Source organism: Adhaeribacter swui (assembly GCF_014217805.1).
In the GTDB taxonomy this organism is placed as follows: Bacteria; Bacteroidota; Bacteroidia; order Cytophagales; family Hymenobacteraceae; genus Adhaeribacter; species Adhaeribacter swui.
Genome location: NZ_CP055156.1, coordinates 1833446 through 1856552, shown reverse-complemented (window position 1 = coordinate 1856552; position 23107 = coordinate 1833446). Strand labels below are relative to the sequence as shown.

General features: G+C 46.2%; 12 protein-coding genes and 1 pseudogene. 11 read left to right on the top strand and 2 right to left on the bottom strand.

The window, feature by feature from the left end; genetic code table 11:
- The first annotated feature begins 62 nt into the window (after positions 1-62).
- The 7 genes and pseudogenes from HUW51_RS08360 (at position 63) to HUW51_RS08330 (ending at position 13289) form a co-directional block, all read left to right on the top strand.
- Positions 63-1313, top strand: a complete 1251-nt coding sequence (locus HUW51_RS08360) for a helix-turn-helix domain-containing protein (RefSeq protein ID WP_185273519.1) — start codon at positions 63-65, stop codon at positions 1311-1313.
- A gap of 95 nt (positions 1314-1408) precedes the next feature.
- On the top strand, positions 1409-2926 hold the full coding sequence (locus HUW51_RS08355) for a S41 family peptidase (protein ID WP_185273518.1): 1518 nt from the start codon (positions 1409-1411) through the stop codon (positions 2924-2926).
- A gap of 107 nt (positions 2927-3033) precedes the next feature.
- The gene (locus tag HUW51_RS08350; RefSeq protein ID WP_185273517.1) at positions 3034-3867 is read left to right on the top strand and encodes a hypothetical protein; all 834 of its coding nucleotides are present in this window, start codon (positions 3034-3036) and stop codon (positions 3865-3867) included.
- Between the two features lie 17 nt (positions 3868-3884).
- A complete protein-coding gene (locus tag HUW51_RS08345; RefSeq protein ID WP_185273516.1) occupies positions 3885-4916 on the top strand; it encodes a S41 family peptidase in 1032 nt (343 codons plus the stop codon).
- A gap of 408 nt (positions 4917-5324) precedes the next feature.
- Positions 5325-10058 (top strand): DUF3320 domain-containing protein, encoded by a 4734-nt coding sequence (locus HUW51_RS08340; protein ID WP_185273515.1) that lies wholly within the window; start codon positions 5325-5327, stop codon positions 10056-10058.
- Positions 10059-10084: 26 nt separating this feature from the next.
- Positions 10085-11428: pseudogene (locus HUW51_RS08335) on the top strand (sigma-54-dependent transcriptional regulator).
- Between the two features lie 481 nt (positions 11429-11909).
- Positions 11910-13289, top strand: coding sequence for an aspartate kinase (locus HUW51_RS08330; RefSeq protein WP_185273514.1), 1380 nt, complete (start codon positions 11910-11912; stop codon positions 13287-13289).
- Positions 13290-13682: 393 nt separating this feature from the next.
- Here HUW51_RS08330 and HUW51_RS08325 read toward each other — a convergent pair whose 3' ends face one another.
- The gene (locus HUW51_RS08325; RefSeq protein ID WP_185273513.1) at positions 13683-17009 is read right to left on the bottom strand and encodes a choice-of-anchor tandem repeat GloVer-containing protein; all 3327 of its coding nucleotides are present in this window, start codon (positions 17007-17009) and stop codon (positions 13683-13685) included.
- A 583-nt stretch (positions 17010-17592) separates the two neighbouring features.
- Between HUW51_RS08325 and HUW51_RS08320 the strand changes: the two genes are divergently transcribed.
- A complete protein-coding gene (locus tag HUW51_RS08320; RefSeq protein ID WP_185273512.1) occupies positions 17593-18909 on the top strand; it encodes an amidohydrolase in 1317 nt (438 codons plus the stop codon).
- Between the two features lie 79 nt (positions 18910-18988).
- Entirely contained in the window at positions 18989-19390 is a 402-nt protein-coding gene (locus tag HUW51_RS08315) for a VOC family protein (protein WP_185273511.1), read from the top strand.
- A gap of 81 nt (positions 19391-19471) precedes the next feature.
- Here HUW51_RS08315 and HUW51_RS08310 read toward each other — a convergent pair whose 3' ends face one another.
- The gene (locus tag HUW51_RS08310; RefSeq protein WP_185273510.1) at positions 19472-19939 is read right to left on the bottom strand and encodes a phospholipase D-like domain-containing protein; all 468 of its coding nucleotides are present in this window, start codon (positions 19937-19939) and stop codon (positions 19472-19474) included.
- Positions 19940-20187: 248 nt separating this feature from the next.
- Between HUW51_RS08310 and HUW51_RS08305 the strand changes: the two genes are divergently transcribed.
- Together HUW51_RS08305 and HUW51_RS08300 are read left to right on the top strand one after the other, a co-directional pair.
- Positions 20188-20808, top strand: coding sequence for an OB-fold-containig protein (locus HUW51_RS08305; RefSeq protein ID WP_185273509.1), 621 nt, complete (start codon positions 20188-20190; stop codon positions 20806-20808).
- 72 nt (positions 20809-20880) lie between these two features.
- A complete protein-coding gene (locus tag HUW51_RS08300) occupies positions 20881-23055 on the top strand; it encodes a flotillin family protein (RefSeq protein ID WP_185273508.1) in 2175 nt (724 codons plus the stop codon).
- Positions 23056-23107: the final 52 nt, after the last annotated feature.

Here is a 23107-nt window from a genome sequence, read left to right as displayed (position 1 = left end):
GTTAATTCAACTGCTACCTGCCGGAATTACTTATTTTTGTTGATACGTTTAGTGTTTGGCTTATGTCTGTTCAGGCGGTTCAATATATCTTGGTGGGAGGTGCGCTGCAAGGCGTTTGCCTCGCCTTTTTATTAGCTACCCGGAAGGCCAACCAATTAGCTAATAAGTTATTAGCGGCGCTTATCTTGCTTATTTCGGCACAATCGGTGTTAGTGGCTTTTGATACCCGCGAGTTTTTTCTGGCATTTCCGCATTTAAGCAAAGTAGGGTGGTTGCTGCCTACGCTGTTCGCCCCGCTCATTTACTTGTTCATTCAAAAACTAACGGCTAAACGCCCAAGGATTAAACCGGTAGATGGCGTTCATTTTCTCCCGTTTTTATTAACGTTTGTTTACTTATTGCCCTATTTTCTAAAATCTACCGCCGAAAAAATAGCATATCTCAGCAATTTTGAACTGGCCCGCAAAGACGACTTTGGCTTTTTAGGGCAAATTACCTTGTTCCTGATCTTGCTCTACCTGGCGCTGTCGTTATGGGAATTAAAAAAATACCGGCACAAAATAGAAAATACCTTTTCGGAAGTGGAGCAAATCCGGTTACAATGGCTGCGGCAGTTTATCTATGCCTTACTCAGCATTCTGTTTGTGGCATCGGTGGCTTTTTACGCGCAGAAATGGGGTTTGCCGGTTTTAACCATTATCTATAAATACCACCTGCACTACTTCGGCGTAGTCTTCCTGATTTACTGGGTGGGTTACAAAACCTTGTCGCAGCCGCGCATTTTTTTAGATAAGCCCAGTGCTAAACCAAAAAACGCAGCTATTCTGCTGGAAACCGCCCCAGTGCTAGCTGCTCCGATGAAGGAAAAAGAGCCAATAATAATACAAGCTTCAGAAACGCCCGCACCAGCGAATTCAAAATACCAGAAATCGGTGTTAAAGCCCGAGGATAGCCAGTTGTACCTCAATCAATTATTGGAATATATGGAGCAGGAAAAGCCTTACCGGCAAAGTAACCTAACCATTCAGGAACTGGCTGATACCATGCAGATGCCGAAGCACCATTTATCGCAAGTAATTAATGAGCGGCTGGGCAAAAATTTTTACGACTTTATCAACCAATACCGGGTAGCCGAAGCGCAATTGTTATTGGTAGATCCCAAATACCGGCACCTCACCAACCTGGCCGTGGCCGAAGAAGCCGGGTTTAATTCTAAAGCTACTTTTAACGCCGTTTTTAAAAAACAGACCGGCCAAACACCTTCGGAATACGTGAAAAACCAGCATCAGAACCGTCCGAACTTAGCGGATTAGGCCTGTAATTACCAAAAAAAGCGTCTGAACTTAGCGGGTAAGACGACTCGCCTTGCCGGAGCATATAGTTTTGCAGCGTTCAATCAATCCAAACTATGAAACTTTTAACCTACTTGAAACGCTGTTTATTCTCTTCGCTGTTTGCCCTGGGCTCGTACCAAGGCCTGAGCCAGACCACCCACTCCACCCCGGTACCGGACCCGACGAAACAATTTACCCCCGCGCAATTGCAGGCCGATTTAAAACTCATGCGCACCATACTGGATGAGTCGCACCCGGGCTTTTACCGCTATACCTCCAAAGAACGGTTCGATGTACTCTTCGATAGCATCGGTAATACCCTGAACCGGCCCATGACCCAGCAGGAATTTTATGTTGCGGCTACGCCCATTATTGCGGCTATCAAAGAAGGCCACATTAAGTACATGCCCCACGAGCGCCAACACTGGCAATATTATTACAATCTGGATCAGCTTTTCCCCCTGGACCTGTACTTTACCGGCAAACAAGCGCACCTGGTCCGGAATAATGCTGGCCTGAATAACATTCCTTTGGGAGCCGAAATCGTTGCTATCAACGGCCAACCCATAGCCGATCTCATAACTAAGCTGTTGCCCACCGTGTATTTTGCCGACGGGAATAGCCAGGCGATTAAGTACCAATCCTTAACCAACTTTTTCCCTTTTTACTACGGTACTTACATTGGGGCATCTGCCCGTTATACCATTACTTACCGGGAACGAAACTCTACTGGCGAAGTAAAAACGGCGGAGGTGCCCGCCATTACTTTGGCTACCATTCAGCAACTCGAAAAAGAAAAAGAAAGCCAGAAGCCGAAGCAATTGCCCATGCGTTTGGCGTACAAAGACCATAGCACCGCCGTCCTGCGCATCGATAATTTTAATATTTACAAAGACCAGATGGATGTAAAAAAGTTTTACCGCGATGCTTTCTGGCAGATAAATGCAAAGAACATTCAAAACCTGATTATCGATGTGCGGGGCAACGAAGGGGGGATTGATCGTTGGGGTTCTTTGCTGTATTCGTATCTCACGCCAAAGCCGTTCCGGTATTACAATAAGGTGCGGGTAGCTCAAAAGAAGAAATTCAGCTTTGCCGAACACATTGCCTGGGTGCCTAAGATGTTCTCGCTTTACCGCCGCTTTTTTATTACCAAAAGCAAAGACGGGCATTATACCTTTTCCTTCAAGAAAACTTTAAAAGAGCAAAAGCCCCAGCGTAATCCGTTTAAAGGCGACGTGTACGTGTTAACGGATGGCTACAGCTTTTCAGTAACTTCGGAATTTGCCGCTATTGCCCATTATAATAAGCGCGCTACGTTTGTGGGCCGCGAAACCGGCGGGGGGTATTACGGTAATACCAGCGGTTTTTTTGTGGTGGCGGTGTTACCGAACACCGGTATAGAAGTAGCCACGCCGCAATGGGATTACCACATGGCGGTATCGGGTTATCCTTACAAAGATCGGGGCGTATTACCCGACCACGAAGTGATTCCTACCATCGACGATGTTCTGCAACAGCGCGATGCCGAAATGGATTTTACCCTGGATTTAATCCGTAAAAAAAAGTTAAGCTCGGCCGCTAACAAATAAACCTCCCAGCCTGGGTTCTCCAGGCTAAATCAACTCTCATTTTTTAAAATTTTTAAAAATCTGGCTTCCAGCCAGGCTGGTATCTTATTGCCTAATCATTAACCTACATGAAACAAATTTATATTACTGCTTTTGCCGCCCTAGTATGGTTGTGCTGCAGCGTAAAAACTCAGGCTCAGGACCTGAAATTATCGAAACTTACCTTGGCTTATAAACGCAGCAGTTTCCACTTCCTGGATAAGCAAGCCTCCCCTAATATCTACCAGGCCAATTTAAACGGGGTAAGCATTGGTTATGAACACGCTGGTATCAAATCCCGGTCGTTTGTAAATGTGCAGGCGCAAACCGGAACTGCCTTGCCGAAAGGATTGGGTGCCCGTACGTACACTTTTACCAGCACCAACTTCTCCGGCGAAACTACGTCGAGCCAGTTTGTGCATGCTCCTACCCTGTACCTCGGACAATTAGAAGCGGGGTACTTACGAAAGCTCCGGACTGGCGGCACCAAAGAAATGTTTGCGGGTATTGTCTTGCAAGAATGGTTGGGTTACTCCGACAACATTGGCATGTGGAGTACCTGGGCCAACAGTTTTGCTACCCTGAATGCTGCTGTTCAATACGAAAAAAAGCTCAACGCCAAACAGCAAATTCAGTTTAAAGGAGCCATGCCGGTAGTAGCCCTGGTTTCGCGGTTGCCTTACAGCAACGTTATTTCGGACCCGGAGCACAGCAATTTCCGCGCTTTTTTTAAAGAAGGCACGAACCTGGCTTTTATCCATGAATTTCAAAAAATTTCATTAGGAGCAGCTTATCAGTACCGGTTGGGCCGCCATTGGCAAACAGGAGTTGCTTACGACTTTCAATGGCTGCACGCCCAGAATCCGCAAGCTATTACGGCTTATTCCCATGCCGCCCATCTACAATGCAATTACCTGTTTTAAGTCACTATCTGTTAAACATGAAAAATTTAATCATAAAACCGCTGCTATTTTTAATTCTGCTTCTCAATCTAACCGCTTGCGAAGAAACGCTGGTGGGACCAACTACCCCTAATAACCCGGAGCAAAATTTTGAAACTTTGTGGCACGAGTACGACCGCTTATCGGCTTTTATCTCGGTTAAAAACGTAGACTGGAACGCACTTTATCAACAGTACCGCCCGCAGGTAAAACCCACTACCACCGATGCCGAATTATTTAAAATTTTCTCGGATATGTTGGCGCATTTTAACGACGGCCATCTTACCATAATGGCGCCGGGCCCAAACCCCATGCGCTACGATGGGGGCATTGTAAGCCAATTACAGCACGACGATTTCTCGTTGCAGGTAGTAAAAGATCAGTATCTCACCGAAGTAAAAGATTACAGCCAATCCATTACTTACGGCAAACTCTCCCCCGAGCTAGGTTATATCCATTTGCGTGATTCCGGGTTAGATGAAAAGTACTACGCTAAAGCCATGGATACCCTATTAGATTATATGAAAAATACCGACGGTTTAGTACTGGATCTGCGCGATTTTGAGGGCGGTTACGATAAAAGTAGTGCCTATATTGCCGGCCGGTTTGCTACCTCAAAAAACTTTTTTATGACCTCGCGCAAACGCAACGGCCCTAATCATACCGACTTTACAGCTCCGGTAAAATGGTACGTACAACCCGAAGGCAAAAGCCAGTACACCAAGCCACTAGTAGTATTAACCAACCGCTGGACAGCCAGTTCCGGAGAAATTCTGCTGTGGGCTTTAAAAGCCGGAAAACCCTTTGTGCAAATTGGCGATACTACCTTGGGTTGCTACTCCGACCAAGCCCGCCGCGAGCTACCGAACGGCTGGTACTACACCATCAGTGTAAACGACATTAGGCCCGCCGATGGTAAAAGCTACGAAGGAATCGGTATTGCTCCGGATGTCCTGGTAAAAAACACCAAAGCCGAAGTACTTGGCGGCAAGGACCGGGTATTGGAAAGAGCCCTAGCAACCATTCACTAAACCGCGACTTCATTTAATCTAGTAAACCAACCTGCGTTATATACCTGAGGTGTTAATTTCTTTTTATGTTGCAAGCGTCCACACTCGTGATGCTTATCGTCTGGTCTATAGCCGGTTGGGAATAGTTGCTGATTAACTTTTAATTTAAGTTTATTTGTTCGCCCGGCCAGAGGCTTACCACTGGTTAGACACAAGTGAGGGCGCTCGCGCTGGCCTTAAGTTTATAATCGTAAATGAATTAAATATTTTTAGCCTTTTAGGGGCGCAGATTTTTAAAAAATTAAAAAATATGCGCCCCTAAAAACTTGGCTGTTTAGCCAAAAAGAAAACCAGGAGGGCTGCTCCGGAAAAATACCGGTTTTGTTGCCGGAAAACGTTTAGATTCGCATAGAATCTGAAATGTTGCCCATGACTGCCGTATCCCAAGTAAGTACCCGTTTGGAAGCTTCGCGCCGCGATTTACTCGATTTAAGTTTACGTAATCCCCTCCTGAACTACCGGCCCTTGCAAGCCAAAGGAGTAGAAATTGTAAACGAAGTACCCGCCGAAGTGTACCGCTTGCTGGTGACCGAAGGCAAAGCCATGACCTTCCTGGCTCTGGATAGCAAAACGGCCAACAGCATCCTGGATACCATCCAAAACCCATTGGCAGATAGAAAAAGCCCCGGCGAAACGATAACCATTACCCCGGCCCAAACCGACAATAAGCTGCAAACCCGCGAAACCACGGCCAAACTGGAAAACCGCCTATTGCAGACCTATCATGCCTCCCGGCTGTTTGTGGAAGAACAAGGCATAAATATACTGTACCTGGCCCTAGGCACGCTTACTTGGTACGAAGCCAGCAACACCGAGGATGCAAGACAGGCGCCGCTCTTATTAATACCCGTTGAACTAGTGCGATCCTCGGCGCGGGAGCGGTTTCAATTGCGGTATACCGGCGGCGAAGTAGGCGAAAATTTATCATTGATTGCCAAGATGAAAGCCGATTTTGACCTTCATATTCCGGAACTGCCTGATACCGAAGAAGTAGATGTTACCGGTTATTTTGATGAAGTCTGGAAAGAAATTGTGGGGCGTAAAGGTTGGCTGATTAATTCTACGGCAATTGCGCTGGGCTTCTTCTCTTTCGGGAAATTTATGATGTACAACGACCTGGATGCCGCTAATTGGTCTGATGAAAAAGGTCCTGCGCGGCACCCTTTGCTGCAAGCCTTGCTGCACGAAAACGGCTTTCAGGAACCAGCTCCGCTCATCTCCGACGAAGACCACCTCGACCCGCATTTAAACCCCACCGAAGTACGTCAGGTTGTAGATGCCGATTCGTCGCAAACGCTGGCCATTCTGGATGTAAACCAAGGTCGCAATTTAATTATTCAAGGCCCTCCTGGTACCGGTAAATCGCAAACCATTACTAATCTTATTTCGGAAGCCATCGGGCAAGGCAAAACGGTGTTGTTCGTGGCCGAAAAAATGGCGGCTTTGGAAGTGGTAAAACGCCGATTGGATAAAGTTGGCTTGGGTGAAGCCTGTCTGGAATTGCACAGCCATAAAACAAATAAAAAAGAAGTAACCAAAGAACTCGCCCGTACCCTGAACTTAGGAAAGCCCAAGGTGAAAGAACAGGAAAGCGAACTAAACTTACTCTTGCAATTGCGCGAACGCCTGAACAGCTACTGCGAAGCCGTAAACAAACCCATTGCCCAAAGCGATTTAACCACGTACGATGTATATGGCGAATTGCTGCAATTGCGGCAACAGTACCCGCAGACAGACTTACCCCGATTTGCTTTACCAACCCTATTGAACTGGTCGCGCGATGAATTTCGCCGGCGCGATGCGTTGGTTCAGGAATTACAGGCCCGCTTAAAACAAACAGGCGAACCTACTAAACTATTATTCTGGGGAAGCCAGCGCCAGCAATTACTGCCCGCCGAAGAAAACCAAATAGCGCAGGCTTTAACTGCAGCCCGCCAGGCAATAATGGTGCTGCAGCCAACCGCGCAACAATTAGCTTTAATTATTTCGGTAGAATTGCCCACTAACCGCTCCGAAACCACGGCTTTAAGTGCCCTGGTAAATCGTTTGCTAAATAGCCCTGATTACGCTGGGGTAGCGGTAAAATCAAGTAGCTGGTTGCACCAACAAGCTGAGCTGGAACAATTACTAACTGCCGGAAAAGCCTACGCCACTATCCAGGATCAATTCCAGGATAAGCTGCTGCCCGAAGCCTGGGACGCTACTACCGAAGCGCTGGAAGTGCGGGAGAACTTAATGACCTACGGGGAGAAATGGTGGCGTTTCTTATCTAGTGCTTACCGCCGGAGCAAAAAAAAGCTAGCTGGTTGGAGCAAAACCGTTTTGCCCGAGAGTACCAATGAACAATTAAAATTAATCGATGCCATACTGGAAGCTAACCGGCAGCAAAAAGTTATCCAGCAATATCAGGAATTTGGGCAAACCATTTTCGGGAAACAATGGCGGGCGGAACGCTCCGATTGGCCGCATCTAAATATTTTAAAAAACTGGCTTACCGATTGGCATCAGGATGTAACCAACCAGACAGTACCGGCAACCCTACTCGATTATTTGGCCGGGGAGCCTAATTTAGCTTCTCTCCAACCACACGCCCGGCAACTGGAGCAACATTTGTTAAACCATCGCGCCCGCCTAGCCGAAGTAAAACAGTTGCTGGTACTGGATGAAATTCTCCGTTTTGGTGAAGAAAATTATCTGGATGCCTTACCATTCACCAATCAGGTTTCTTTACTGGAACAATGGCAAACTCATTTACCCGAGTTGCACCAGCTGGTAAGCTGGAATAATTTAACAACTCGCTTACAACAAGAAGGCCTGCAAGAAATAGTAAACCAGACCTTAACCTGGCCGGAAGCTGGCGCTTACCTGTACCCCGCTTTCCGACAAACCTGGCTCGAAGCGTTGCTGGAAAAAGCCTACGCCGAACGCCCGGCTTTGCAGCAGTTTCAACGGGCTGGCCACGAAGAGGTAATCTTAAAATTTAACGAACTAGATGCTTTAATGCTGGCGTATAACCGGGCTAAGCTCGCGCTAGCGCATTGGCAAAGATTGCCCCAGCACCAAGCCGGGGGCCAGTTAGGTATTCTGCGTCGCGAATTTGAGAAAAAAGCGCGTCATTTACCTATCCGGCAACTAATGACTAAAGCCGGGAACGCCATTCAGGCGATAAAACCGGTATTTATGATGGGACCGCTTTCCATTGCTAACTTTCTTCCGCCCGAGTGCTTGCAATTTGATTTGGTTATTTTCGACGAAGCCAGTCAGGTAAAGCCCGTAGATGCGTTTGGGGCTATTATGCGCGCTAAACAAGCCGTGGTAGTGGGCGATAGCAAACAAATGCCGCCCACCAGTTTCTTTGATTCGCTGGTAAACGAGGAAGAAGTAGAAGAAGAAAATATTACTACGGATGTAGAAAGTATTCTGGGTTTGTTCGCGGCCCAGGGCGCTCCGCAGCGCATGTTGCGCTGGCATTACCGCAGCCGCCACGAATCGCTGATTGCCGTATCTAACCAGGAATTTTACGAAAACCGCTTGGTTATTTTCCCGAGCCCGGATGCGGGCCGCCAGGAAATTGGTTTAATTTACCATCACCTGCCCCATACCTTTTACGACCGCGGCAAAACGCGCACCAATCCGCAGGAAGCCGAAACCGTAGCTCAAGCTATTATGCAGCACGCCCGCACCATGCCCGAACTAACCTTAGGCGTGGCTGCTTTCAGCATGGCGCAGATGCAGGCCATTATCAACCAACTCGAAACCTTACGCAAAACCGATCCGGAAGCCGAAGCCTATTTTCAGGCCCACCCCAACGAACCGTTTTTTGTAAAAAATTTAGAAAACGTGCAGGGCGATGAGCGCGATGTAATTTTTATCAGTACCGGCTACGGCCGCACCGCCGAAGGTAACTTAACCATGAACTTTGGCCCTTTAAACAGCACCGGTGGCGAACGTCGTTTAAACGTACTTATTACCCGCGCCCGCCTGCGCTGTGAAATATTTACCAACCTATCTCCCGACGATATTGACTTAAACCGCACGCCTGCGCGCGGGGTGCAAGCCTTTAAAACTTTTTTAACCTACGCACAGAACGGCCATTTAACAACCGGGGAAAACATTATTGCATCAGAAGATGAGGCGGCGCCCTTCGAAGAAATCGTTTACCAGGCCTTGACGAAATTAGGTTATCAATTAAAACCAAAAGTAGGCTCCGCCGGATTTTACGTGGATTTTGCCGTGGTTGACCCGCAGGAACCGGGCAGATATGTACTCGGCATTGAATGCGACGGCGCTACGTATTACAGTGCCCGCTCGGCCCGCGACCGGGACCGCTTACGTCAGTCGGTGCTGGAAAGTTTGGGCTGGAATCTGTACCACGTCTGGAGCACTGATTGGTTCCGGAACCCCGAAGCTGAACTAAACCGACTAGTAGCTGCCATAGAACAAGCTATGGGTAAATCTTCCGCGTCTAAAACGCCTGGTTCGTCGGCCAAATTAAAGCCAGAAGATGCCTTGGTTAGCCGGCATACGGCTGCAAGCCCGGAGCAAAAAACGGGTTTGCCCCTGTACCAGGTAGCTAACCTTCCGATTAAAAATATAAATATGCCCTTACCCGAAGTACCTGTAGCTACTTTGGCCCAGTGGGTGTGGCAGGTAGTGCAGGTAGAAAGTCCGGTACACGTAACGGAAGTAAGCCGGCGGATAACCGAAGCCGCCGAAGTACCTAAAGTTGGTCCCCGGATAAAAGCCGCCCTGGAAGCTGCCATCAATTTTGGCTTGCAACAAAATGCTTACCAGCGACAAGGTGATTTTTTATGGCTTCCCTCCATGAAGCAACCGGAACCACGCGACCGCAGCCAATTACCCGCGTCTGCCCGGGACCTGGATGTAATTGCCCCGGAAGAAATAAAGCTGGTCATTCAAAAAGTAATTACCGAATCGTACGGCATCAACGCTGAAGACATTGCGCCTGCTACCAGTAAGCTGTTCGGCTTTCCCCGGCTCACCGATGAGTTCCGGGAACAGATAGATTTGCTGGTGGAAGACTCACTCCGAACCGGCACCTTAATCCGCCAGGAAAGGCATATTGTACGACCGCGCCGGTAAGCAACAAATGGGCAAAAATTTAAAAAATGACCAACGGAAATATATTAATTATCGACGACGAAGATAAGCTGCGCGGTTTACTGGCCCGCATTATTGGCTTAGAAGGCTACCAGGTTTTTGAAGCTCCCACGGGCAAAGCCGGTTTGCGTTTACTCGAAAAAGAACCCATTCAATTGGTCCTCAGCGACGTAAAACTGCCGGATAGCAACGGCATAGAACTTACCGCCAAAATAAAAGCACTTTACCCAGCCATCGAAATTATTGTACTCACCGCGTATGGTACTATTGCAGATGGGGTAACTGCCATGAAAAACGGGGCTTTTGATTATTTAATTAAAGGCGACGATAACGATAAAATTATTCCGCTGGTTAGCCGAGCCATGGAAAAAGCCGCTTTGCAGCAACGCGTATTAGAGCTGGAAAAGCAGGTGAGCCGACAATACAGTTTTGAGGCCATTTTGGGGCATTCGGCGGCCATTAAACAAGCTAAAGACCTGGCCGGCCGGGTAGCGCCTACCAATTCCACGGTTTTATTAGAGGGCGAAACCGGCTCCGGGAAAGAATTATTTGCCCAGGCCATCCATGGCGGCAGTAGCCGTAATACAAAACCCTTTGTGGCGGTAAACTGCAGCGCTTTCCCGAAAGATTTACTCGAATCCGAAATATTTGGCTACCGCAAAGGCGCTTTTTCCGGTGCGCTCACCGATAAAAAAGGCTTGTTTGAAGAAGCCCACGGGGGCACATTGTTTTTAGACGAAATCGGCTAACTGCCTTTAGAATTGCAGGCGAAGTTTCTGCGGGTACTGGAATCCCAGACTTTTACCAAGATCGGCGATACCAAGCCGGTGCAAGTAAATGTGCGCATTATCGCGGCCACTAACCGGAACCTGCAACAAGAAGCCGAAGCCGGGCATTTTCGCCTGGATTTATACTACCGCCTGTCTAGTTTTAAAATTACAGTACCCCCACTCCGCGACCGGAAAGCCGATATTCCGGACATTGCTACTTTTTTCATGAACCGCTACGCGGCTAAACTAACCCGACGTATTAACAAAATGGATGCGGCTTTTCTGCAAAAGCTGCAGGAATATCCCTGGCAGGGCAACATCCGCGAATTAAAAAATGTGATAGAACGCGCCGTTATTCTGGCCGATAGTGATACGCTAACTCTCCCCTTGTTGCCCCCGGAGTTTCAGCAGTTCACGCCGCTACCAGCTTCTGAAATCAGCGAAACTGCCCTGAGTACCGTGGAACGCAATCATATTGCTAAAATCCTGCAACAAACCCACGGCAATAAAACTGAAACGGCTCGTCTGCTGCACATTGGTTTAACCACGCTTTACCGGAAAATTCAGGAATACCAGTTATAGTGGATAGTTGTTCGTTTTTAGTTGTTCGTTGCTCGGCTTGTAAAATGGGAGTTCGAGACAAGAAAAGAATAAATTCAAAAATGAGCTATTCTTTCAGAATGACGGTAATAAACTGGGAAATGGGATAGAAATTACTTTTCTAATTTGATTTATACGGCTAATTATGGTTGGTGTAGGTAAGTTTTTGCACTCAGGTTTAAAGAAGTAACCTTAGAAAAAATTTACCACTTCTGGTAAAATAACTGCTTCATTTTGGCATGCTTACTCTCATTTTAGTAAGTTTGAAGTTTGAAATAAAAGCGCAGCTGGCTTCTGATGGTATCTAAAAATCAGAAATTTTAAAAAAATAGCTTATTACAACGGCGCAGCAGGTAAAAAATTTAAAAAAATAACGGTAAGCCGGGCAGGTAATTAAGAATTATGGGCTGGTGCTTTGGCCGGAACAAAACAAAAACTGGAAATAGAATCCACTTTAATAAACATGCTTACTATTGAAAAAATTGGCGGCACTAGTATGAGTGCGCTGGACAAAGTTTTAGAAAATATCATTTATCATGGTCGTACCGGTGACCAGCTCTACAACCGGGTATTTGTGGTATCGGCTTTTGCCGGAGTTACCAATTTGCTCCTCGAAAATAAAAAAACCGGTGAACCCGGCGTTTACCACCATATTGTGGGGCACAAAGATTTTCACCAGTCGTTAAACCTGGTATCCGAAAAGCTACAAGAAATTAATAAAAGCTACGAGCACCTGGGCCTAAACGTAGAAGTAGCCAATAATTTTATCCGGCAGCGTTTACACGAAGCACAGCAATTCCTGGAAAACCTAGTTAATGTGCTGGCCTCCGGTTACGTAAGCGCCGAAAGCATTTTACAAGCGGCCCGCGAGATTTTAGCCTCCATCGGCGAAGCGCATTCGGCTTTTAATTTTGTGAATATCCTACAGAACCAGGGCGTGAACGCTACTCTGGTAGATTTAAGCGGGTTCCACGACCACGAGCCGTATACCATTGATGAGCGCATTGCGCATTCGCTGCAAGGCATTGATTTTGAAAAAACCATTACCATCGTTACTGGCTATACCAAAGGCACCGAAGGCATTATGCGGGAATTCGACCGGGGTTATTCCGAAGTAACCTTTTGTAAAATAGCCGTGGCCTTAAAACCGCAGGAAGCCATTATTCACAAAGAATACCACTTATCTTCCGCCGACCCGGCTTTGGTGGGCCTGGAAAACTGCGTGCCGGTAGTAAATACTAATTACGATGTGGCCGACCAACTAGCCGATGTGGGCATGGAAGCTATTCACCCGAAGGCCAGCAAACCTTTGGAAATAAATGGCATTAATCTGCGCATTAAAAATACCTTTGAACCCGACCATCCGGGCACTTTAATTACCCGCGACTACGTGTGGCCCAACAAGCGCGTAGAGGTAATTACCGGCACCAACAAAGTGATTATCCTGGATATTTACGATCCTTTAATGGTGGGCACCGTAGGTTCCGACTTTGCCGTGATGCAGGCTTTCCAGCAGTTTGGCATCAGTTATATTTTTAAAGCTACCAGCGCTAACAGCATTTCTATGGTTATCTGGGCCAAAGATTATAAACCGGATTTAAAACAAGCCTTGGAAACCCAGTTCCAGGAAGTAACCGTGGAAGAAGTAGCCATTGTGTGCATGATTGGCTCCAACATCGATCAGCCAGGGGTATTGGCGAAAGCTGCCGGGGCTTTAGCCGAAAATAGTATTAATATCAAGAGTGCCGGCTTCTCGCTCCGGAAAGTAAATGTGCAGTTTGTAGTGGCCCGCGAAGATTTTAAAGCGGCGGTTGTAGCGTTGAATAAGACGATGTTTTTTTAATTTGAAATTAAAAAATGCAGCTTAAAAAGTTTTAGCGGTTGTCGTGAAAGCTTTTCAAGCTTTCATGCTGCGGTGCTATCTAACTTGTTAGTTTCAAGTTTTGCCTCGTGGCCGGCGGGCCTCGTTTGGCTCTTTCGGGCTGGTCTAAGCTTCCTTTCCTCGCTCCGCTGCGGAATGCTGCGCACCGGAACCTTAGAAGGCCCTCAATAGCCAAACTGGTGTCAGTTGCCAGTAGCTACTTGCTCTACTTAGTAGCATGAATGTGACATATTTACGCTACTAGGGTGTTTCATCGGGAGTAACTTTACTAACAAAAATTTAAAAAATAAGCCGGTTACTCCTAAGGGCAACCGGCTTATTTTATTAGAATTAGTTATCTTGATTATTCAAATTCTAATTTTTTAAAAAACGCAAAACCTGCTGATTGTTATTGGCATGTACCAGCAAAGTATACAAGCCTGGTTGCAGTTGGTCCACCAGGAACTCCAGTTTATCAGCTTGGGCCCGGGTTGAAATATGAGTTTTTACGGTTATCCCTGAAGCATCTATAATCGAGAAACTAACTTGCTCGGCGGGTACTTTTAGTTCTACGGTAAATTGGTCAGTAACCGGATTAGGATATAAGCGAGTTACCAAACCTGTCTCTTCTTTTGTTGGCGTAGCTGCTTCAATTTGTTCGGTTCCGGAAGCGGGTAATACTTCAATCGCGGATACACAAGCTTTATCTACCTTGGAAATGAAGTTTAAATCTAGGGTTCCATCGCTTACCGTTACATTGCGGGTAGCTACTATGGCTTGGCGGGCACCTCCGGCAGCGACGTAGATATCATAATTGTTGAGCCAACTACTCCCTTCAGCGGTAACGTTAAATTGGCGTTTTCCGGCAGTAGTATGGAAAGTTTCGGCAAAATGCAGCTTTACGGTGTACTGCCCGTTGGTTACCGGAATAGCATACTGGAAGCTGCCGTTGTTTGCACTCGCCCGACGGTTATCCTGGTATAGGCCAGGATCAGCGGTATTGGCAATGGTAGCAGCCGTAGTAGAAACAGTAGTTGCCCCGGTAAAATAAGCATCGGCGCTAAAGTTACCTTGCGTGGTAGTTAAAGCATTTCCACCGGCATTAATCCGGATAGCAGTGGCAACCGGGGTACCTACCTGAATGGTAATGGTTGCAACCGTAGAACTTTGGCAGCCCCAGTTTACCCGGTAAGTAAAGCTATCTGTACCACTAAAATCAGATTTAGGCGTGTAGGTACGTTTGGCGCCGGAACCACTTAGGGTACCATTCTTTGGTTGGGATATAATTTCGTAGACCAGCGGACTACCACCAGTTCCTTTTAGGGTAATAACTTTAGCCGTGTTCACGGCTGTGGTAACACGCTGCGCGTATGCCGTTGGATTAGCCTTCTGGAAAATTAAACTACCGAAAGCGCTTCTGCCTTCTTTGGGTCCATCTAAATGGTGCAGAACGGTATAATTCCCTTTGGGCGTAATTTTAAAAATAACACCGCTAAAGTTATGCCCACCACCCCAGGTTAAACCATAAAAATTGCCTTCCTTATCCATTACCAGACTACCATGGGGGTTAGCACCATCCGAGATTTCATCCGTCATAAACTTCAGAACGGTTATTTTTCCGGTTGGTGTAAAACGGAAAATAGTACCATGCCCATTCTTACCTCCCCGGGCAGCCATCCCGTAAAAATTACCGTCTTTGCCTTGCACCAGACTACCAGATGGTTTATCGCCATCTTCGAACTGGTAGAAAGAATGCAGTTTGGTAACGGTGCCATCGGGTGCCATTTTAAAAAAAGTACCGGTATTGTAATCGCCGCCTACGTTGGTAAGGCCGTAAAAATTACCGTCTTTACCTTTAATTAAATTACCTTGGGGCGAAGAACCATCCTCATAATTATCAAAGCTGTGTAATACGGTATAATCACCAGTGGGGGTAACCCGAAAGATAACGCCGGATAATAACTCGCCTCCGGCATTGGTCATGCCATAATAATAACCATCGTTGCCATCCAGTAAAGTTCCCCAGGGCGAGTAGCCGGTATCGTCGTTTTGGAAGGAATACAAGACCGTAAAATTACCTTGGGGTGTTATCCGGAAATACGTACCACTGCCATTAACTCCACCATGGCTGGTTAAACCGTAAAGATTGCCGTCTTTCCCCAGCAGCAAGTCACCCCGGGGATATCCTCCATCGTTTACATCATCCAGTGACCGTAAGATTTTATAAGAGCCATCGGAGCACAACCTAAAAATAGTACCGTGATTATACTCACCGCCCCATTCGGTCATGCCGTAGAAAAAGCCATCGGGGCCTTGTACCAACCCACCCCGGGGAGCTACTCCGCCAAAAGAACCGGGCAGATCTACTAATTTTTTAAAATTGGTACCATTGGGTAAAATACGATAGATAACACCATCACCTTGAGGCCCGCCAATTTCGTTCATACCGTATAAATAACCATCAGCAGCTTGCATTAGACCGCTTGCCCGGCCACCATCCTCCGAAGGTGAAAAGGCATGTAAAGCACTTACAATACCACTCGGCGTTACTTTGTAAATGGTTCCATTAAACCAGTCTCCGCCGTTCATGGTGGTACCGTACAGGTTTCCATCTTTTCCCAAAATCAAACTTCTTTTTGGAGTATTTCCTATGGCATCGAAGCCGTAATGGTGCAGTACTTTGTAATCGCCATTGGCCGTTATTCGGAAAATAGTACCGCTATAATTATCGCCGCCCGCGGTAGTTACGCCATAGAAGTTCCCGTCTTTACCCTTTACCAAGCTACCCACCGGAGTACCACCAGTAGCTAATTCAAAAGTATGTAACAAAGTAAAAGTGCCAGCGGTGGTTATTTTAAAAATAGTACCTAACTGGTTGGCGCCAGCACTGGTAGTAACGCCGTAATAATTGCCATCGTTTCCTAGCACTAAATTGCCGGTAGGCCAGCCACCCCGGGACGTACCATTAAAATGATGCAATACGGTATAGGTGCCTGATGGCGTTAATTTAAAAACCGTACCTTTATCAAAAGTACCGCCATAATACGTCATGCCGTAAAAGTTGCCATCCGGGCCTTGCAGTAAATCGCCGTAAGGACGGTAACCTTCATTACGCGTAAAGTTGTAAATTACCTTATACTCCCCGCCAGGAGTTATTCTAAAAGCAATGCCAGGTTCCGCTCCATTATTATTCATACCGCCAGAAGAGGTCATACCGTAAAAGTTACCGTCGGCAGCTTGTATAAGATTATTACTACCCGGCGCATTGCCATCGAAACCGGCAAAATGATGCATAATAGTAATTGTACCAGCCGGCGTCATTCTAAAAATGGTTCCGAAATCACTGGCACCTCCCCGGGCAGTCATCCCGTAAAAGTTACCATCTTTGCCCTGAATCAGCTCGCCGCCCGGGTTTGAACCTAGTTTGGTAAAAGTTTTATGAACAGCAAAATCATTCCCATTGGTTTTAATAGAAAAGGCCGTGCCGCCACCTTGCGGACCATAATCCGACGTGAGTCCTAACAAAACTTCTTGAGCCTGGGCTTGCATAGCGGTAAATAATAAAAGCAATACTGCAACTACTCGGATTGGTACTAATCGGGGCGTGAAAAAGGTATTAAATCGGTTATTAATCAACCAATGTGGCAAGAAGCTTCCTCCGAAAGTATTTTCCCGGATAAGGGAAGCTAAAAGGTATTTCATAGTTAGTAAAGAATTTTGATGAATTGTTACATGTTTAAGATGATGGGACTGTTGCGGAGCTAAAGCGCTCAGAGTTTAAATTTACTAGGTGCGCTCATCGAAGGGTCGTGTTTTGCTTTTACCAATATTGCCCGGTTATTAAAAACCTACTATCTAGTACCGAAAACTTGAATTTAGACCAGGTGCTTACCAGTAATAAAAGCCTGTTAATCAATTAAATTAGCATCTATTTGATGCGGCAATTTTACAAGGAATAATCAAGCAACGAAATACGTACTTCCCGGTAATTTTTAAATTTCATAAGAATCAGGTCAGCATGTATATTGGGAATTAGTTGTTTCATTAGCTGATAACAGTTTTAGAAAGAAATGAAAACTTGCGGAGAACAGCTTTTCCTTAGCTCGCGCTAAACTCATTTTTTAAATTTTTAAAATTTCATTAATCAAAATTCTTGTTTTGGGAGTGTCCGTAAGGGTTAATTTAGTTTCTCAACCTTCTTCCGGCTGTAATCAAATTACTCCAGAATTGTCTTTTGCCTTACTTATTGCTACTTTAACTTTTAAACAAATCCAGAACTTACTTCATGAAAAATATTTACCCGCTGATACTGGGTACGCTATTAACTATTCCGGCAGTAGCTCAGCAAACCACTTTAACTTCCCAAGTAGACCAGGCTGCCAATAAAGTAGAACAAAAGGTAATTACCTGGCGCCGCGACTTTCACCAGAACCCGGAACTAGGCAACCACGAGAAAAGAACGGCCGCTATCGTGGCCAAACATTTAAAAGCCTTGGGTATAGAAGTAAAAACTGGCGTAGCTAAAACCGGTGTAGTGGGTATTTTAAAGGGCGGCAAACCCGGCCCCGTTATAGCTTTACGCGCCGATATGGATGCTTTACCTGTTACCGAACGGGTACCGCTGCCTTTTGCTTCTAAAGTAAAATCTACTTACAACGGACAGCCAGTAGGCGTGATGCACGCTTGCGGCCACGACTCGCACGTGGCTATTTTAATGGGCGTAGCCGAAGTATTGGCGGGCATGAAAAACGAGTTAAGCGGCACTGTTAAATTTATTTTTCAGCCGGCCGAAGAAGGGCCACCTTTTGGCGAACAAGGCGGCGCCGAATTAATGGTAAAAGAAGGCGTATTGGATAACCCGAAAGTAGACGTGGCCTTTGGTCTGCACATAAATTCGCAAACCGAAGTAGGTAAAATTACCTACCGACCGGGCGGCACCATGGCCAGCGTCAACGACATGAAAATTACTGTAAAAGGCAAACAGGCCCACGGCGCTTATCCTTGGTCATCCGTCGATCCGATTGTGGTATCGGCGCAAATCATCAATAATTTACAAACCATTGTGAGCCGCAATTTAAATGTTACTGAAAACCCAGGCATCGTAACCATTGGCACCATTCAGGGCGGTAACCGCTCGAATATTATTCCGGAGCAGGTAGAAATGACGGGTACCTTACGGGCCTTAAGTGCCGATGACGAAAAAATGCTGATCTCCCGCGTAAAGCAAATTGCCACCAAAACCGCCGAAAGTGCCGGAGCCACCGCCGACGTGCAAATTCCGCTGAGTATGCGTTACCCGGTAACGTTTAACAATCTGGCTTTAACCGAAAAAATGCTACCCACTTTGCAGCGCACCGCCGGATCGGAGAACGTAGAATTGCGTCCGGCCGTAACCGGCGGCGAAGATTTTTCATTTTTTCAGGAGAAAGTACCCGGTTTGTTTATTTTTCTGGGTGGCATGCCCAAAGGTAAAAACCGCCTGGAAGCACCCTCACACCACACCCCAGATTTTTTCATCGACGAAAGTGGTTTTAAGCTGGGCGTGAAAGCGATGTGTAACCTAGTGCTGGATTATTCGCAACTCAAATCAACCAATCCTTAATTAAACTTACAGCTATTACCTTGGGGCATTTAAATCAGTGATTGAGCCTACTTTTTAAATTTTTACCTTACTAGCACTTATGCTTTCCTTTACGCAGGTCCGGATTGCCCGGCCCACGAACCAACTCACCAAAGTCATTCAATTTTATACCGAAGGGGTAGGTTTGCCGCAGTTAAGTTCATTTACGGACCATGCCGGGTACAGCGACGTAATGGTAGGTTTACCTCACCGGGAATACCATTTGGAATTTACCCAGTACGAAGCCGGCAGCCCTGGTACCGCCCCAACGAAAGACAACTTACTCGTGTTTTATATTCCACACCCAATTGAGCTAAGCAGCGCGGTAGAGCGCTTACAAAACTTGGGTTATTTCCCGGTTGCTCCCGAAAACCCTTACTGGCAAGATAAATCATTCACTTTCGAAGATCCGGATGGTTGGCGGGTAATATTGTTCCGCGGTACCTGGGGTGAGGTTGAATAATTTTTTAAATTTAAAAAATCTGGACGCCCTGCCGTTGGTGTAGCTTCCTAGCCTTTTATTAAACCAAGTCCAGTGGTATTTTTACAATGCCTCCATCTCTGCCCACAAGCGATCAAACTCTTCACAGAACCCGGCTACAATTGGTTTAGCCGAGGTTAGTACAATATTTTCATGATTATACAGGGCAGCACTGCGGGTCCAGTTGTAGGAGCCAGTTACCACTACCGTGTTATCTACAATGGCAAACTTGTGGTGCATGTGATTGGGCGTATTATCTATCCGTACCGGAATGCCCGCTTGCGCTAATTGCCGGATATCTGAACCTTGGTCGTAAAGCTTTTCGTTATCGGTCACAATTTTTACTTTAATGCCGCGGCGGTGCGCCTGTAAAATAGCCCGGGTAATCCGGTCGTCGCTAATGGTAAATACACATATTTTGAGCGACGTACGCGCCGCCTCTATTTGCTCCAGTATGGCATCTAAGCACTCCGTTCCCGGACTAAAATATACTGCCTGCGTTACTTTCTCGGATTTGCTGAAAAGCGACATACTAATAACAATTGTTGATATGTTAGGCTAAAATAGAGTCTCTGATTACAGATTCCAGAATTACAAAAATTTAAAAAAATTAACTTTCTGATCGTCAATAAAGCCTTTAACTCTTCTTTTATGAAGAATCAAATAATCTGGTGCCACCCAGCTCTATTTCTCTTTAAATATAAAGCAAAAATCAGAAACTTATTTTATTTTATATTAGTTATTTAATATATTTACAATCGTGTATATTAAATACCTTTATGTCGGAGTTTTTACAGGCGGCTAGTGCCAGCGTCAACATCATTCCTAGCATCCTTTTGCTATTTGCCCTGCTTTATTGGGCAGTGGTAATCCTGGGTATTCTGGATTTAGACATGCTGGACATGGATCTGGAAATGGATAGCTCCGACGCGATCGTCTGGTTAAATCATGCTTTGGGCTTCTTTAACGTGGGCAAAATCCCATTCATGATCTTTTTCAGTTTTGTGGCTTTGCCTTTTTGGGCCGCATCTATACTCCTTAACTATTATTTAAATACCGGCGAAAGTTTGGTTGGCTTTGTGCTGCTAATACCCCTTTTCATCTTCAGCCTGCTTGCTTCCAAAGTATTAACCTATCCGTTTGTTAAAATATTTGCCGCCCTCGAAAAAGAGCATGATTCCAAAGCCTCGGTTATTGGACGGGTTTGCACGGTTACTTTGCCCGTTACCGCCACCGAAATGGGGCAGGCTACCGTCCGGACCACCGGATCGCTGCTGCTCCTGAATGTGAAAGCTACATCGGGGGCTTACCTTAAAAAAGGTGAAACCGGGTTAATTATTGATTACAACGCGGCCAAGCAATTCTACCTCATAGAGCCTTACCAAAGTCTTGCTAGCTAGTAAAATTTTTAAAAAACAGACTTACTCAATTCTCAAAATTTAAAAAGCATTTCTACAATTACTTTCTAAAACATGATTGCACAATTATCCTGGTCTATTCTTGCTATTCTGGCGGTTGTACTTTTTGGTTTTATCGCCATTGTTATCCGCATGTACCAAAAAGCCATTCAAGGCGAAGCCATGGTCCGGACGGGTTTAGGCGATACTAAAGTTTCCTTCTCCGGCATTTTTGTGGTACCCATTATCCACAAATTAGAGGTAATGGATATCACCTTAAAAACCATCGTTATTTCCCGCACCGGGCCCGAAGGCTTGATTTGTAAAGACAATCTCCGGGCCGACATTAAAGTAAACTTCTTTTTACGGGTAAATAAAACGCCCGAAGACGTGGTGCAAGTAGCGCAAGCCATTGGTTGTAAACGCGCTTCGGACCATACCGCCCTGGAAGGTTTGTTCGATGCCAAGTTCTCCGAAGCTTTAAAAACCGTAGGCAAGCATTTCGATTTTGTGGATTTATACCAAAGCCGCGACGACTTTAAACGCCAGATTTTACAAACCATCGGCACCGATTTAAACGGCTACGTACTCGACGACTGCGCTATTGATTACCTGGAGCAAACCCCACTAACTAACCTCAACGAAAACAACATTCTGGATGCCGAAGGAATTAAAAAAATTATTGACTTAACCGCCCGCCAGAAAATACAATCGAACTTAATTGAGCGCGAAAAAGAAAAAACGATTAAAAAACAAAACGTAGAAGCGCAGGAAACCATTCTGGAACTGGAACGCCAGCTCGCCGAAAACGAAGAAAAACAACGTCGCGAGATTGCCAATATTAAAGCCAGGGAATTTGCCGAAGCCGAAAAAGTACGTCAGGAAGAACGCCTGAAAGCCGAAAAAGCTAAGATTGCCACCGACGAAGAATTAAAAATTGCCGAACAAAACCGCGACCGCCAGATTTTAGTAGCCGAGCGCAGCAAACAACGCACCGATGCCGTGGAAACTGAACGCGTAGAACAGGCCCGTTTACTCGAAGCCAACGAAAAAGAACGCATTGTAGCCTTGGCTCAGATTGAAAAAGAAAAAGCCATTGAAGAAGAGCGTAAAAACATTCAGGGTATTATCCGGGAGCGGGTTACCGTAGAAAAAGCGGTAGTCGAAGAAGAAGAAAAAATTAAAGATACCCGCGCCTTTGCTGAAGCCGAGCGAGTTAAAGCCGTTGCCATTACCAACGCCGAGCAAGTAGCGCAAGCCGCCTTAGTGAAAGAAATTAAAGGCGCCGAAGCCGCCCGCCAGGCCGCCGAGTTCCGAGCTAAACAATTACTCATTGATTCGGAAGCGCAGCAAGCTTCTGCGGCTAACCGTGCCCAGGCATTAAAAGTAATGGCCGAAGCCGAAGCTACCCAGGCTGCCGCCCTTGGTTTATCCGAAGCCCAGGTTATGGAAGCCAAAGCCTTGGCCCGCCAGAAAGAAGGAGAAGCGGAAGCGGTAGTAACCGAACGCCAAGCCGTAGCGGCCGCCAAAGCCACCAAAGTAAAAGCCGAGGCGCAGGCCGAAGCAGACGAAAAGGTAGGCTTAATAGCTGCCAAAGTAGCCAAAGAAAAAGGCTTAGCAGATGCCGACGTAATTGAGAACTTAGCCATTGCCGAAGAGAAAAAAGGCCTAGCCGAAGCCCGCGTAAACAGCGAGAAATTTACCGTAGATGCCAAAGGCATTGAAAGTAAAGCCGAAGCCATGCGCAAATTAGATGGTGTGGGCAAAGACCACGAAGAATTTAAACTTCGCCTAGATAAAGATAAATCCATTGAACTGGCGCAGATTAACATACAGAAAGACATTGCTGCGTCGCAGGCCGAAGTAATTGCCGAAGCTCTAAAAGCCGCCAAAATCGATATCGTGGGTGGCGAAACTATGTTCTTCGACCAGATTATTGGTTCGATTACCAAAGGTAAATCCGTGGACCGGGTAGTGGATAACAGCCAGGTTTTGGGCACTGTGAAAGATACTTTTTTCCATACTAACGGAAACGGTAAAGTACAGTTCCGCGATAATCTGCAGTATTTCCTAAATCAGTTCGGGATGAAGTCAGAAGATGTGCGCAACCTGAGTGTCTCGGCTTTATTACTGAAAATGATTCAGAAGAGCGCCGACGAAAACACCACCGGTTTGCTGAAGGAACTCACGCAAACTGCCACTTCCATGGGCATCTCGGATAAACTAGTTAGAAGTATGGAATTAGTTTAAAAATGGGTTAGCTGCGTCTGCCAAGCGCAGCTAATCCCTATTTTTTAATTTT

Excerpts from the sequence above, each read along its gene's own strand:
- HUW51_RS08350 (WP_185273517.1), top strand. The coding sequence starts at position 3,034 with ATGAAACAAATTTATATTACTGCTTTTGCCGCCCTAGTATGGTTGTGC.
- HUW51_RS08325 (WP_185273513.1), bottom strand. The coding sequence starts at position 17,009 with ATGAAATACCTTTTAGCTTCCCTTATCCGGGAAAATACTTTCGGAGGA.
- HUW51_RS08355 (WP_185273518.1), top strand. The coding sequence starts at position 1,409 with ATGAAACTTTTAACCTACTTGAAACGCTGTTTATTCTCTTCGCTGTTT.
- HUW51_RS08330 (WP_185273514.1), top strand. The coding sequence starts at position 11,910 with ATGCTTACTATTGAAAAAATTGGCGGCACTAGTATGAGTGCGCTGGAC.
- HUW51_RS08340 (WP_185273515.1), top strand. The coding sequence starts at position 5,325 with ATGACTGCCGTATCCCAAGTAAGTACCCGTTTGGAAGCTTCGCGCCGC.
- HUW51_RS08300 (WP_185273508.1), top strand. The coding sequence starts at position 20,881 with ATGATTGCACAATTATCCTGGTCTATTCTTGCTATTCTGGCGGTTGTA.
- HUW51_RS08345 (WP_185273516.1), top strand. The coding sequence starts at position 3,885 with ATGAAAAATTTAATCATAAAACCGCTGCTATTTTTAATTCTGCTTCTC.
- HUW51_RS08305 (WP_185273509.1), top strand. The coding sequence starts at position 20,188 with ATGTCGGAGTTTTTACAGGCGGCTAGTGCCAGCGTCAACATCATTCCT.
- HUW51_RS08360 (WP_185273519.1), top strand. The coding sequence starts at position 63 with ATGTCTGTTCAGGCGGTTCAATATATCTTGGTGGGAGGTGCGCTGCAA.
- HUW51_RS08310 (WP_185273510.1), bottom strand. The coding sequence starts at position 19,939 with ATGTCGCTTTTCAGCAAATCCGAGAAAGTAACGCAGGCAGTATATTTT.
- HUW51_RS08320 (WP_185273512.1), top strand. The coding sequence starts at position 17,593 with ATGAAAAATATTTACCCGCTGATACTGGGTACGCTATTAACTATTCCG.
- HUW51_RS08315 (WP_185273511.1), top strand. The coding sequence starts at position 18,989 with ATGCTTTCCTTTACGCAGGTCCGGATTGCCCGGCCCACGAACCAACTC.